We start from the raw sequence: 13,460 nt of genomic DNA on the forward strand, positions 1-13,460 counted from the left end.
CCGTCGACTGGAGACACCATGGCCAACCCCCAGGGCATCATCGACCCGCCCATCGACGACCTGCTCGCCAAGGTGGAGTCGAAGTACGCGCTCGTCATCTTCGCCTCGAAGCGCGCGCGACAGATCAACGACTACTACGCCGACCTGCACGAGGGTTCGCTGTTCGACAACGTCGGCCCGCTGGTCGACTCGACGATCGACGACAAGCCGCTGTCCGTCGCACTGCACGAGATCAACGAGGACAAGCTCACCGTCACCAAGCAGCAGCAGCCCACCGACTGACCGCGGTGACCAGCAGCAGCCTGCGCCTCTTCACGTCCGAGTCGGTGACGGAGGGGCACCCCGACAAGATCTGCGACCAGATCTCGGACACGATCCTCGACGCGCTGTTGACCGTCGACCCGCACGCACGCGTCGCGGTGGAGACGATGGTCACCACCGGGCTCGTGCACGTCGCCGGCGAGGTCACGACCTCGGGCTACGTCGAGATCCCGAAGCTCGTCCGTGACGTCATCACGGGCATCGGCTACAACTCGTCCGAGGTCTCCTTCGACGGCCACACCTGCGGCGTCGAGGTCTCGATCGGTGCGCAGTCGCCCGACATCGCCCAGGGTGTCGACGAGTCCCTCGACGCGCGCTCCGGCGCCGGCGTGGACCCGCTCGACCGCCAGGGCGCCGGCGACCAGGGGATCATGTTCGGCTTCGCGACGAACGAGACCCCCGAGTACATGCCGGTCGCGATCTGGCTGGCGCACCGCCTGGCCGAGCGACTGGCCGCGGTCCGCAAGTCCGGCGAGCTGTCGTTCCTGCGTCCCGACGGCAAGACCCAGGTCACGGTCGGGTACGACGGCGTCGTGCCGAAGACCGTCGAGACCGTCGTGCTCTCCACGCAGCACTCGCCGTCCGTCACGCTCGACGAGCTCACCGCCGCGGTGACCGAGCACGTGATCCGTCCGGTGCTCGCCCAGGTCGACCTCGACTCGTCGCACGTCGACGTCATCGTGAACCCGACCGGCCGGTTCGAGATCGGCGGCCCCCAGGGCGACGCCGGCCTCACCGGACGCAAGGTCATCGTCGACACCTACGGCGGTGCCTCCCGCCACGGTGGCGGCGCCTTCAGCGGCAAGGACCCCTCGAAGGTCGACCGCTCGGCCGCCTACGCGCTGCGCTGGGTCGCGAAGAACGCGGTCGCCGCGGGCCTCGCCGACCGGCTCGAGGTGCAGGTCGCCTACGCGATCGGCCGCGCGAAGCCCGTCGGCCTCTACGTCGAGTCGTTCGGCACCGGACACGTCGACGACGCCACGATCGAGGCCGCGATCCTGCAGGTCTTCGACCTCCGGCCGGCCGCGATCATCCGCGACCTCGACCTGCTCCGTCCGATCTACGCGAAGACCGCGACGTACGGGCACTTCGGTCGCGAGCTCCCCGGGTTCACCTGGGAGCAGCTCGACCGCGTCGAGGAACTCCGCGCCGCCGCAGGACTCGTCGCCGCTGCTGTCTGAGGCCTCGGCGTGACCACCGTCGCGCGCGTCGTCCTCGACTCGCCGCTCCCGCAGTTGGACCGTCTGTTCGACTACCGGGTGCCGGACGGGCTCGAGGACGACTGCGTGCCGGGGGCGCGGGTCAAGGTGCCGCTCCGCACCGGTGCGCGCATGTCCGACGCGTACGTGGTCGAGATCGTCACCGAGGGTGAGTACCCGGGCGAGCTCAGTGCCATCGAGACGGTCGTCTCCCCGGTGCCGGTCCTCGCGCCGGAGATCTGGTCGCTCGCGCGCGCCGTGGCCGACCGTGCCGCGGGGGTGGCGTCCGACGTGCTCCGGCTCGCCGTGCCGACGCGCCAGGTCCGTGCCGAGAAGGCCTGGCTGGCCCGCGACACCGCGTGGTCGCCGCCGGCGGTCGAGCCGCCGCCCGTCACCGGCTACGCCGAGGGCGTCCTGGAGGCGCTGGTCGCCGACCACGGTCGCGCTGCGGTCGCCGCCGTCCCTCACCCGACAGCGCTCGGTGCCGCCGACGCGCCGGTCTGGGTCCCCGGGTGGGCCGCCACGCTCGCCCAGGCGGCCGCGCACACGCTCGCCGGGGAGCAGTCGGCCGTGATCGCCGTGCCGGACTTCCGCGACGTCACCGACCTCGAGCGTGCGCTCCTCGCGGTGCTGCCGCCGGAGCGGGTCGTCCGGTTCGACGCCAAGCAGACGAACGGGCAGCGGGCGAAGGCCCTCCTGCAGGCGAGGACCCACGCGGTCGTCGCGATCGGCAACCGCACGGCGGTGTACGCGCCCGCGACCGAGCTCGGACTCATCGCCATGTGGGACGACGGGGACGCCTCGTTCATCGAGCCGCGTGCCCCGTACGTGCACACCCGGGACGTCGCCCTCGTCCGGGCAGCCCAGTCCGGGGCCGCGCTGCTGTTCCTGTCGCACGCCCGGAGCACCGACGTGCAACGGCTCGTCGAGCTGCACTGGCTGCAGGAGGTCACGCCGTACCGGGCGAAAACACCCAAGGTCATCCCGACCGTCCAGCAGACCGGTGCCGAGGGGTACGCGGCACAGGCCCGCATCCCGAGCTCGGCGTGGCGTGCCGCGCGCGAGGCCAGCCAACACGGAGCCGTCCTCGTGCAGGTCGCCAGTCCGGGGTTCGGCACCGGGCTCGTCTGCGCCGAGTGCGGTGAGCGGGCGCACTGCCGGATCTGCGGTGGTCCGCTCGGCAGCCCGCACCGGGGCGCGACGCCGCAGTGCCGGTTCTGCGGTGCGCTGGCGGTCGGGTTCCGCTGCCCGACGTGCGGCAACGGCACGGTGAAGCCGGTCGGGCAGGGGGCGCAGCGCACCGCGGACGAGCTCGGCCGGGCGTTCCCGGGCACCCGCATCGTGGTGGCCGACGGCTCCCGTCCGCTCGACGAGGTACCGGCGCGCCCCTCGGTCGTGGTCGCCACCCGCGGAGCCGAGCCGAGCGTCCCGGGCGGGTACGCGTGCGTGCTCCTGCTCGACGGGGAGCGCATGCTCGCGCGCGAGGGGCTCCGCGTGCAGGAGGACGTCCTGCGCTTCTGGACGAACGCCGCCGCCAAGGGAGCCCCGGGCGCCGAGGCGTACCTCGTGGGCATCGGCGGGAAGCTCGCGACGGCCATGGCGCTGTGGCGGCTCGACGGTCCGGCGCACGACGAGCTCGCCGACCGCCGTGAGCTGCACTTCCCACCGGCCGTGCGGGTCGCGACGCTGACGGGCACGGACGAGGCGGTGACGGCCGCGGTCGAGGCGCTCGACGGTCTCACGGTCGGCCCCGTGCTCGGTCCGGTACCCGTCGAGGACGACGCACTCCCGGGAACCGTCCGTGCGATCGTGCGCTTCCCGTACGCGCACGGTGCCGAGGTGGCGGCGACCCTCAAGGCCGAAGTGATCCGGCGTGCGTCCACGCGGCGGGTGCTGCCCGGGGGGAACCGACGTCGGGCGGCGCCGGCGCTCCGGGTGCGGCTCGACGACGCGGAGCCCTTCAGCGAGGTCTGACCCGGCCGGCCGCGCGCTGCTGGGCGCGGGCCGTCGCGCCGGACCTGCGCCGTGCCTCCAGGGCGCCTGCCGCGTGCCGCGCGTTGCCCGCGCGCGCATGTTCCGACGTTCCGCCTGTCGATCGACGGGTGTTCTGTCGACGCATGCGCACGCACCGTCTGCGTGCGCATGTTCCGACGTTCCGCCCGTCGATCGACGTGTGTTCTGTCGACGCATGCGCACGCACCGGCCGCCCGTGCGGCCGCGCCCACGCCGTGCATGCGACGTGCGCGACCCGCGCGCGCGACCTGTGCCAGGGTGGACGACGGCGGTCACGAGCCGCCGACGACACACATCACGCACGACGAGGTGACGCGGATGACGCCGATGAGGGCGCTGTACAAGCCGGACGCTGCTCCGGGACTGATCATGACCGAGCGGCCGGTACCGGTCCCGACGGAGGACGAGGTCCTCATCCGGGTCCTCCGCACCGGGATCTGCGGGACCGACCTGCACATCCGGCGGTGGGACGACTGGGCGGCGTCGGCGGTCACGGCCCCGCTGGTCCCCGGACACGAGTTCTTCGGCGAGGTGGTCGAGGTCGGCTCCGCCGTGCGCGACGTCGCGGTGGGGGACCGGGTCTCCGGCGAGGGTCACATCGTGTGCGGCACGTGCCGGAACTGCCGGGCCGGCCGACGCCAGATGTGCATCCGCACGAAGGGCCTCGGCGTGCAGCGGGACGGCGCCTTCGCGGAGTACCTGACGCTGCCCGGCGCGAACGTGTGGGTGCACCACGCCGACGTCGACCCCGAGGTCGGCGCCCTGTTCGACCCGCTCGGCAACGCGGTGCACACGGCGCTCGCGTCCGCCGTCGTCGGCGAGGACGTGCTCGTCACCGGGTGCGGGCCGATCGGCCTCATGGCGATCGCGGTCGCTCGGCACGCCGGTGCCCGGTTCGTGGTCGGCACGGACGTCAGCGCGAACCGACTGCGGATGGCCGAGGCGATGGGCGCCGACCTCGGCGTCGACGTCGGTGCCGCCGGTGACCCGATCCGGGCGGCGCAGGAGCAGCTCGGCATGCGCGAGGGGTTCGACGTCGGCTTCGAGATGTCCGGCGCCCCGACCGCCCTCCCGGCGATGGTCGACAACATGAACCACGGCGGGCGGATCGCCATGCTCGGACTCCCGACCGGCGAGATCGCGGTCGACTGGGGCAAGGTCGTGACGCACATGCTCACGGTCAAGGGCATCTACGGCCGCGAGATGTTCGAGACGTGGCAGACCATGAGCTCGATGCTGCAGACGAGCGAGGTACTGCGCGACCGCATCGCCTCGATCGTCTCGGGGCGCTTCGCGGCGCGTGACTGGGAGGCAGCGTTCGCCGCGGCGGCGAGCGCGGACGGCGGCAAGGTCGTCATCGACTGGACGGAGATCTGATGTACGGCGCGATCAAGGACCACCTGACGGCCGAGCTGGCGGGCATCGAGGCCGCCGGGCTCACGAAGCGGGAGCGCGGCATCGCCGGTCCGCAGCGTGCGGCGATCGAGGCGGACGGTGCTCCGCTGCTGAACTTCTGCGCGAACAACTACCTCGGGCTGGCCGACTCCAGCGATCTCGTCGACGCGGCGAAGGACGCCCTCGACCGGTGGGGCTACGGCATGGCGAGCGTCCGGTTCATCTGCGGCACGCAGGACCTCCACCTCGACCTCGAGCGTCGCGTGTCGGCGTTCCTCGGCACCGAGGCCACGATCCTGTACTCGTCGTGCTTCGACGCGAACGGCGGCCTGTTCGAGGTGCTCCTCGGGCCGGAGGACGCGATCATCTCGGACGAGCTGAACCACGCCTCGATCATCGACGGCGTGCGGCTGTCGAAGGCGCAGCGGTACCGGTACCGCAACCGCGACGTGCAGGACCTCGAGGCGCAGCTCGTCGCCGCCGGGGACGCCCGGTTCCGCGCGATCGTCACCGACGGCGTCTTCTCGATGGACGGCTCGATCGCCCCGCTCGCCGAGATCTGCGACCTCGCGGACCGGTACGACGCCCTCGTCATCGTCGACGACTCGCACGCCGTCGGGTTCGTCGGCGAGCACGGCCGCGGGACGCCCGAGCTGTGCGGCGTCGCGGACCGGGTCGACGTGTACACGGGCACGTTCGGCAAGGCACTCGGGGGTGCGAGCGGCGGGTACGTCGCCAGCCGCCAGGAGATCGTCGACCTGCTGCGGCAGCGGTCCCGTCCGTACCTGTTCTCGAACTCGCTCGCGCCGGTGATCGCCGCGGGGACGGTCGCAGCGCTCGACCTCATCGAACGGTCGGACGCCGCGCGCGAGCGGCTGCGGGCGAACGCGGCACGCTTCCGGTCGCTCATGACCGACGCCGGGTTCGAGCTGTTGCCGGGGGAGCACCCGATCGTCCCGGTGATGTTCCACGACGCGGCCCTGACCGCACGGATCGCCGACGAGATGCAGGCGCGCGGGATCTACGTGACGGCGTTCAGCTACCCGGTGGTCCCGAAGGGCCGGGCACGGATCCGGGTGCAGCTCTCGGCGGCGCACACCGAGGAGCAGGTCCGGCGGTGCGTGACGGCCTTCACCGAGGCCCGAGCGGCCGCGGCGCGAGCGGCCGCGGCGCGAGCGGCCGCGGGTCCGAGCGGCGACGCGGTCAGCCCGCGCTGACGGCGGTGTGGCGCTCGCGCGGGAAGACCACGCCGAGCGCCACCATCCCGACCGCGAGCACCAGGTGCAGCCAGTTGTCCGCCCAGTTCAGCGGCACGAAGTTCGCCCCGGAGTCGTGTCCGGCGGTGAACAGCCCGTACACCCACAGCACGAAGTAGACGACGCCACCGATCACGAGGTACATGCGCGACCCGGTGGCGTACCGCGCCGCGAGCAGTCCGACGACCCCGAACAGCAGGTGCACGACGTTGTGGAGCACCGACACCTGGAACAGTCCGAGCAGCATCGCCATCGAGCCGTGCCCCGCCCCGCCGAGGTCGCCCGTCGTCAGCCCGGGGACGAACCCGGCGATCCCGACGAGCAGGAAGACGATCCCGACGACGAGTGCGATCGCCTGGATGCTCGAGCCCGCGTAGCGGTCGGTGGACGTGGTGACGTCGGACATGGTGGAACCTCCTCGTTCGGCTGCTGGCGACGGTACCCGTGGGAGACTCGGACGGTGACGACGGGGGAACGCACGAACGACCGCACGGGGGCCCGCACGCTCCCGCTCGCCAGCTGGCGTTACCAGGGCACGCTGCGCACGTACCAACGCGACGTCCTCGACCGGGTGCCGGTCGAACCCGGCGACCCCGTCCACGTCGTCGCGCCCCCGGGGGCCGGCAAGACCCTGCTCGGGCTGCTCCTCGCCGGACGCCACGGTGCGCGTGCCCTCGTGCTCGCGCCGACCGCGACGATCCGCGCGCAGTGGGCCCGATCGGCGTCGGCCCTGCACGGCGACGCGACGGTGTCCGAGGACCCGGACCGCCCCGGCGACCTCACCGCGCTGACCTACCAGATGCTCTCCGTCCTCGACACCGGCAGTCCGCTCACCGACCTCGCCACCGCGGACTGGCGTCGCGAACTCGTCGACGGGGGACGGGACGACGCGGCCGCAGCACGGTGGATCGACGACCTCCGCACCAGCAACCCGGCAGCGTTCCGGAGGGGCGTCCGTCGCCGTTCCCGCGCGATCCGGAAGCGGCTCGCGCGCGAGGACCCCGAGCGCCTCGCCGAGGCCCTGCACCCGAACGCCCGCGCCCTCGTCGACCGGCTCGTGGCACACGGCGTCGAGACCGTCGTCCTCGACGAGTGCCACCACCTCCTCGACCACTGGGCGCTGGTGGTCGCCTACCTGCTCGGCCGCATCCGCGCGTCCGGCCGCGAACCGGTCGTCATCGGCCTGACTGCGACCCTGCCGTCCACCGACGACCGCGACGCCCACGACACCTACACCGCACTGCTCGGCGACGTCGACCACGAAGTGCCGACACCCGCCGTCGTGAAGGAGGGCAACCTCGCGCCCTACCGCGACCACGTCTGGCTCGTCGAGCCGACCCCGGACGAGCTCGCCTTCCTGCGCGACCACGAACGCCGACTCGCCGCGCTGATCCGCGGGGCGCTCGCCGAACCCGACGGGATCGACTGGCTCGAGACGACGCTGCAACCGGAGACCAGCACCGGCGCGGTCCCGGAACCGGACCCCGGCACCCGGCCCGCCACCGCCGCGGAACGACTCGCCGCAGCCTTCGCCGCCGACTTCCCCGTCGCCGAGGCCGCCGCACGCACCCTCGCCGAGTTCCGCCCCGACCACCCGCTGCTCGCACTCCTGCCCGACGACGTCCGACGCGCCCCCGACGCCGAGGGGCGGATCCGGGTCCTCGCCCGCTACGCCCTCGACCGACTGCTGCCCGACCCCGACCGTGCGGAGCAGTGGCAGCGCATCACGCGCTCCATCGTGGATTTCGGCTTCACCCTGACCGACCGCGGCGTCCGACGGAGCCGCGACCCGATCGACACCGTGCTCGCATCGTCCGCCGCGAAGGACCGCGCCGTCGTCGACCTGCTCCACCTCGAACTCTCCCAGGACGCCGCCGACCGGGTCCGGGCGGTCGTGGTGACCGACCACGCCACCCACGGCAACACCCGGGGGAGCGCCGTCCCCGCCGCGGGCGCACTCCGGACCTTCGCCACGGTCGCGACGGAGGACCACCCCGTGCCGCTGCGCCCCGTGCTCGTCACCGCACGCCACCTCCGGATCGCCACCCGTGACGCCGACGTCCTGCTCCCCGCACTCGAGCAGCGCCTCGGCACGACCTGCAGCACCGAGCCGGTGCCCGACGACCCGCACGTGCTCAGCGTCGAGACCCCCGGTGCCGGATCGGCCGCCGTGCTGGCCGCCGTCTCCGCCCTGCTCACGGACGGCACCACCCGACTCGTCGTCGGTACCCGTGGCCTCCTCGGCGAGGGCTGGGACTGCCCCGCCGCGAACACCCTCATCGACCTCACCGCCGTCGCGACCTCGTCGGCGACCCAGCAGCTCCGCGGTCGCACGCTCCGCCTCGACCCGGCGTGGCCCCGCAAGGTCGCCCACAACTGGACCGTCACCGCCGTCGTCCCGGCCGACGTCCCGCTCGACGCCGCCCCGGACGTCTCCCGGATGCGCCGGAAGCACGAACAGATCTGGGGACTCCTCCGCTCCGACTCCGCGCAGGTGGTCCGCGGCACGTCGATCGCGCTCACCGACGGACAGGCCCGCCGGCTCGCCGGACTCGTCGCCAAGGACGAGCGGCAGACCGTCCGGGCCCTCGACGAGACCATCGCCGCCGAACTCCCCACCCGGGCCGACAGCTGGGCCGCCTGGCGCGTGGGCGAGCCCTACGCCGACCGCGAGAGCACGGCGACCGTCGTCGAGGAACCACGGACGCAGCCGTTCCGTACCGGACCGACCGCGGAGTTCGTGCTCGCCGTCGTCCTCGGCGCGGTCCTCTGGCTGCTCGCCGAGTCCGCCCGGGGCATCGTCGCCCTCTGGCGGCTCGGCTCGGTGCCCGGCGTGCTCGGGCTCCTCGTCGTCATCGGTCTCGCCGTCCTGCTCGTCTGGCCCGTCGCCCGACAGCTCGGCCTCGCCCTCCGCCAGCGGTTCAGCACCGTCGGCGCCTACCGCAGAGCCGTCCGGGTCGTCGTCGACGCACTGCACCGGGCCGGTCGGGTCCCGGCGTTCGGCGAGGGGGACGTCCGCGTCACCGCGCAGATGGCGGGGAAGGTGCCGCAGAGCTTCACGATGGAGGTGCTCGGCGCACGCCCCGAGGACCGCCGCGTCGTCACCGGCGCGCTCGCCGAGTTCTTCGGCCCGGTGCGGACCCCGCGCTTCCTGCTGCAGGTCAGCCGCACCGAGCGCGCGACCGTGCGGCGGGCACCGTTGCTCGTCGTGGCCCTGGCCGTGGCCCGTGCGGTCACCCCGGGCGACCGGTACTTCGCCGTGCCGGCGGCCGTGGGACGCCGCCGTGCCGATGCCGAGGCGTTCGCCGCCGACTGGAGCCGCCGGGTCGGTCCGTGCCGCCTGCACGAGATCGACTCGCCGGAGTCGCTCGTGCTGCTGGTCCGTGCCCGCCGGACGTCGGGTGCCGCCACGGCCGCGCCGGTGCTCCGCGACCAGTGGTCCTGACACGATCGGAGCTGCCGTCGGACACGGAGCACGTGGGGAACATGGGAGGATCGAACCCATGCGTCTCGTCGTCGCCGGCAGCCCCGCTGCGGCCGTCCCCACCCTCCGCCGCCTCGCGGCGTCCGAGCACGAGATCGCCGCGGTGCTCACCCGTCCGGCGACCCCGCAGGGCCGGAAGCGCGTCCTCACCCCGACCCCCGTCGCCCAGGTCGCACAGGAGCTCGGCCTCCCGGTGATCGAGGCGTCCCGGGTCGACGACGAGGTCACCGCCCGCATCGCCGACCTCGGGGTCGACCTCGGCGTCATCGTCGCGTACGGCGCCCTGCTCCGACGCCCGGCGCTCGACGCCCCGCGGCTCGGCTGGGTGAACCTGCACTTCTCGGACCTGCCGCAGTACCGCGGCGCCGCCCCCGTCCAGCGGGCGGTGATGGCCGGCGACACCCGCACCGCCGCGACGGTGTTCCAGCTCGTCGAGGCGCTCGACGCCGGTCCGGTCTACGCGAGCGACCCGTTCGACATCGCCCCCGAGGCGACCTCCGGCGAGGTCCTCGCCGCGATGGCCGAGACCGGCGGCGAGACCGTCGTCCGCGTCGTCGACGACATCGCCACGGGCACCGCGGTCGCCGTGGAGCAGACCGGCGAGCCCACCCTCGCCCCGAAGCTGACCATCGACGACGGTCGCATCGACTTCGCTGCGCCGGCCGCCGTCGTGCACGCACGCCTGCGCGGCGTCACGCCCGAGCCCGGCGCGTACGCCCACCTCGGCGAGACCCGCGTCAAGCTGCTCCGCAGCAACCGACTGCCAGGAGGCGCGGCAGACCCCGCCCCGTCGCTCGCCCCCGGTGCGCTCAGCGTCCAGGGCGGTCGGCTGCTCGTCGGGACCGCCGACGACCCGCTCGTGCTCACCGAGGTGCAACCCGCCGGCAAGAAGGCGATGGACGCCGCCGCCTGGGCCCGGGGCCTCGGCTCCCTCGACGGGAAGGTCCTGGCGTGAGCGCCGCGAGCACCGGGCAGCGCCGACACCACGGACCGCGGCAGACGAGCGCCCGCCGTGTCGCCTTCGACGTGCTGCGGGCGGTCCAGGTCGACGACGCCTACGCCAACCTCCTGCTCCCGACCCGGATCCGCCGCGCCGGGCTCTCCGCGCGCGACGCCGGGTTCGCCACCGAGCTGACCTACGGGTCGATCCGGATGCTCGGCCGGTACGACGCGATCATCGCCCTCGCCTCCGGTCGTCGCATCGACAACGTCGAGTCCGACGTGCTCGACGTCCTCCGGCTCGGCGCCCACCAGCTGCTCGGGATGCGCACCCCGACGCACGCCGCCGTCGACGCCACGGTCGAGCTCGCCCGCGAGGTCGGTGCCCGCCGTGCCACCGGCTTCGTCAACGCCGTGCTGCGCAAGGTGGCCGCACGCACCGACGACGAGTGGGACGCGCTCATCACCGAGGGCCGCGGTGGGGACGCACTGCTCGCCACCCGGTGGTCGCACCCCACGTGGGTGGTGTCCGCGCTGCGGGACGCCCTCGCTGCCGAACGTTCGCGGGACGAGCTCGCCGCGCTCCTGGCGGCCGACAACGCCGCGCCCCGGGTGCAGCTCGCCGCGCTGCCCGGGCTGGCCACCGACGAGGACGTCGCCGCCGCCCGGGCCCACGCCGCGACCGCGACCGAACACGAGACGGACGCCGACGACGAGACGCAGGTCGCGCCTCCCGAACCGCTCACGGACCCCGAGGCGGACCTGCCGGTCTCGCCCGTCGGCATCCGCGGGATCTCCGGCGACCCGGCCCGCGTGCCGGGCGTCACCGCCGGACGGCTCCGCGTGCAGGACGAGGGCTCCCAGCTCGCGGCACTGGCGCTCAGTCGGTCGTCGGCGATCCGGCCGGGGGAGCGGTGGCTCGACCTCTGCGCCGGGCCCGGTGGCAAGGCGGCGCTCCTCGCGGCCGAGGCCGCACAGGGCGGGGCGACCCTCGTGGCGAACGAACTCGTGCCGGCGCGGGCCGGACTCGTGCGGAAGGCGCTCGCGGGCTCCGGCGACGGCGTGACCGTGGTCGAGGGCGACGGTCGGCGCTTCGGTCGCGACGGCGCCGGGGTGACGTTCGACCGGATCCTGCTCGACGCGCCGTGCACCGGACTCGGAGCGCTCCGGCGTCGTCCGGAGGCCCGGTGGCGCAAGCAGCCCGAGGACGTCCCCGAGCTCGCCGCGCTGCAGGCCGAACTGCTCGACGCCGCCGTGCGGGTGCTCGCACCGGGCGGGACCCTCGCGTACGTGACGTGCTCGCCGCACCTGGCGGAGACCCGCGGCCAGGTCGACGCCCTGATGGCGCGGCACGGTGGCGAGCTCGAGCAGCTCGACACCGCGTCCGTCGTGCGGTCCGTGGCCGCGCGGGACCCTCGGGTGGCCGACGGGAACACGGTGCAGCTCTGGCCGCACCGGATCGGGACGGACGCGATGTTCATCGCGCTGTTCCGGCGCGTCGCTTAGCGCCAGAGCCCAGCAGCAGGCCGCCGGCTCAGCGTGACCGGCGGTACGCGCTCCCGTCGCAGGTGTGCACGGCGTCCTCGTCGAACAGTGCCCGCAGGTTGTACGCGGCGCAGTCGCGGAAGGTCGCGATGCTGATCCACCGCGCCGAGCGGCGGAGCTCGCCCTTCGCGGGGCCGTCCGAGCCGATGCCGGCCCGGTGCACCGTCCAGGCGATGTCCCGCGCCTCGGCGTCGAGGTAGCGCATCACCGCCTCGTTGTCGGCGTGCTGACCGCGGTACGCGCGGGCGAGCGTCGCCCGCACGAGCCGCAGCACCGGTGCGAGCCGCCGGCCGGGAGGCGCGCTCAACCCGCCCGCCTGGTAGAGCAGGCGGGTGGCACCGCTCCGACGCATCGCCGGCACGAGCGCCCGGACGAAGGGCGTGTTGACCAGACGGTCACGCTGCGCGTCGACGTCCCCGAGCATCACGACGACGGCGGTCACACCGTCCAGCAGTGCGTCGAGGTCGAGGTCGTCGGGGACGGAGCCCGGTACGACCTCGAGGTCGTCGTGCTGGATCGTGAGCTTGGCCGGCGTGCGGGCGACGGCGCGCACCCGGTGTCCGGCGTCGAGGGCGAACTGCGTGAAGTGCTGGCCGGTCTGGCCCGTCGCGCCGAAGACGAGCAGGTGCTGTTGGGGTGTCATGGTCCCAATCTAGGCACTGACTAGAAAATAGGCAATGCCTAGTCGCGGGGTAGGGTGGAGCCATGCCGGATCGTCCCTTCCACCACGGGAACCTCCGCGCCGTCCTGCTCGACGAGGCCGTGACGGTCCTGCGTGAGGACGGTGTCGACGGGCTGTCCCTGCGTGACCTCGCGCGCCGTGCCGGTGTGAGCCACGGAGCGCCACGGAGCCACTTCGTCGATCGCCAGGCGCTCCTCGACGCCGTGGCCGAGCTCGGCTTCGACCGGCTGGCCGCCGCGGTGCGCCGAGCGCTGGCCGGGGCCGGTGACCTGGACGACCGCTTCCGCCGGGTCGCCCTCGCGTACGTCGACTTCGCGATCGACGACGCCGCGCTGATGGACCTGATGTTCCAGGCGAAGACGACCACCCGGGCCGGGTCGGTGCAGGCCGCCGCCTCGTCGCTGTTCGCCGTGCTCGACGGCGCGATGGGGAGCGCGCTGGCGGACGGCGGCGACGGCGACGCCCGGCACCTGTTCAAGCTCCTGTTCGCCGCCACCATGCAGGGGATCGCAGCGCTCGTGGTCTCGCGTCGGATCGACCGCGCGGAGGGGGAGCGGCTGGTGGACGCCGCGCTGGAGACGATGCTCCGCTCGGACCTCGGCTCCCGCGCGGTCGGCGCGAGCTGA

11 protein-coding genes are annotated in these 13,460 nt (G+C 73.8%); 9 read left to right on the forward strand and 2 right to left on the reverse strand.

Annotation, left to right across the window (positions count from 1 at the left end; translation table 11 throughout):
* Window positions 1–18: 18 nt before the first annotated feature.
* From rpoZ to BIV03_RS15230, 5 genes are all read left to right on the forward strand, one after another.
* Window positions 19–282 (forward strand): DNA-directed RNA polymerase subunit omega, encoded by a 264-nt coding sequence (rpoZ, locus tag BIV03_RS15210; protein WP_022906709.1) that lies wholly within the window; start codon window positions 19–21, stop codon window positions 280–282.
* Between the two features lie 5 nt (window positions 283–287).
* The gene (metK, locus tag BIV03_RS15215; protein ID WP_070416247.1) at window positions 288–1,502 is read left to right on the forward strand and encodes a methionine adenosyltransferase; all 1,215 of its coding nucleotides are present in this window, start codon (window positions 288–290) and stop codon (window positions 1,500–1,502) included.
* A gap of 9 nt (window positions 1,503–1,511) precedes the next feature.
* Window positions 1,512–3,494, forward strand: a complete 1,983-nt coding sequence (locus BIV03_RS15220; RefSeq protein ID WP_071296276.1) for a hypothetical protein — start codon at window positions 1,512–1,514, stop codon at window positions 3,492–3,494.
* A gap of 366 nt (window positions 3,495–3,860) precedes the next feature.
* A complete protein-coding gene (tdh, locus tag BIV03_RS15225; RefSeq protein ID WP_071296359.1) occupies window positions 3,861–4,910 on the forward strand; it encodes an L-threonine 3-dehydrogenase in 1,050 nt (349 codons plus the stop codon).
* Complete coding sequence (locus BIV03_RS15230; protein WP_071296277.1) at window positions 4,910–6,145, forward strand: glycine C-acetyltransferase; 1,236 nt, start codon at window positions 4,910–4,912, stop codon at window positions 6,143–6,145. Before tdh ends, BIV03_RS15230 begins: the two co-directional genes overlap by 1 nt.
* On the opposite strand, the gene BIV03_RS15235 is transcribed toward BIV03_RS15230, so the two are convergent.
* A complete protein-coding gene (locus tag BIV03_RS15235; protein ID WP_175475891.1) occupies window positions 6,132–6,590 on the reverse strand; it encodes a DUF4383 domain-containing protein in 459 nt (152 codons plus the stop codon). The genes BIV03_RS15230 and BIV03_RS15235 overlap by 14 nt on opposite strands.
* Window positions 6,591–6,644: 54 nt before the next feature.
* On the opposite strand from BIV03_RS15235, the gene BIV03_RS15240 reads away from it, so the two are divergent.
* From BIV03_RS15240 to BIV03_RS15250, 3 genes are read left to right on the forward strand one after another with little or no spacing between them, the layout of a single operon-like run.
* Window positions 6,645–9,629, forward strand: coding sequence for a DEAD/DEAH box helicase family protein (locus tag BIV03_RS15240; protein WP_071296278.1), 2,985 nt, complete (start codon window positions 6,645–6,647; stop codon window positions 9,627–9,629).
* A gap of 58 nt (window positions 9,630–9,687) precedes the next feature.
* A complete protein-coding gene (fmt, locus tag BIV03_RS15245; RefSeq protein WP_071296279.1) occupies window positions 9,688–10,623 on the forward strand; it encodes a methionyl-tRNA formyltransferase in 936 nt (311 codons plus the stop codon).
* Window positions 10,620–12,113 (forward strand): RsmB/NOP family class I SAM-dependent RNA methyltransferase, encoded by a 1,494-nt coding sequence (locus BIV03_RS15250; protein ID WP_071296280.1) that lies wholly within the window; start codon window positions 10,620–10,622, stop codon window positions 12,111–12,113. The genes fmt and BIV03_RS15250 overlap by 4 nt, the downstream gene beginning before the upstream one ends.
* 28 nt (window positions 12,114–12,141) lie before the next feature.
* Here BIV03_RS15250 and BIV03_RS15255 read toward each other — a convergent pair whose 3' ends face one another.
* Window positions 12,142–12,795, reverse strand: coding sequence for an NAD(P)-dependent oxidoreductase (locus BIV03_RS15255; protein ID WP_071296281.1), 654 nt, complete (start codon window positions 12,793–12,795; stop codon window positions 12,142–12,144).
* Window positions 12,796–12,857: 62 nt separating this feature from the next.
* Here BIV03_RS15255 and BIV03_RS15260 point away from each other — a divergent pair, with 62 nt between their 5' ends.
* Window positions 12,858–13,460 (forward strand): TetR/AcrR family transcriptional regulator, encoded by a 603-nt coding sequence (locus BIV03_RS15260; RefSeq protein WP_071296282.1) that lies wholly within the window; start codon window positions 12,858–12,860, stop codon window positions 13,458–13,460.

This window comes from Curtobacterium sp. MCBA15_016 (genome assembly GCF_001865105.1).
Taxonomy (GTDB): Bacteria; Actinomycetota; Actinomycetes; order Actinomycetales; family Microbacteriaceae; genus Curtobacterium.

Excerpts from the sequence above, each read along its gene's own strand:
- rpoZ (WP_022906709.1), top strand. The coding sequence starts at position 19 with ATGGCCAACCCCCAGGGCATCATCGACCCGCCCATCGACGACCTGCTC.
- tdh (WP_071296359.1), top strand. The coding sequence starts at position 3,861 with ATGAGGGCGCTGTACAAGCCGGACGCTGCTCCGGGACTGATCATGACC.
- BIV03_RS15230 (WP_071296277.1), top strand. The coding sequence starts at position 4,910 with ATGTACGGCGCGATCAAGGACCACCTGACGGCCGAGCTGGCGGGCATC.
- BIV03_RS15235 (WP_175475891.1), bottom strand. The coding sequence starts at position 6,590 with ATGTCCGACGTCACCACGTCCACCGACCGCTACGCGGGCTCGAGCATC.
- fmt (WP_071296279.1), top strand. The coding sequence starts at position 9,688 with ATGCGTCTCGTCGTCGCCGGCAGCCCCGCTGCGGCCGTCCCCACCCTC.
- BIV03_RS15255 (WP_071296281.1), bottom strand. The coding sequence starts at position 12,795 with ATGACACCCCAACAGCACCTGCTCGTCTTCGGCGCGACGGGCCAGACC.
- BIV03_RS15260 (WP_071296282.1), top strand. The coding sequence starts at position 12,858 with ATGCCGGATCGTCCCTTCCACCACGGGAACCTCCGCGCCGTCCTGCTC.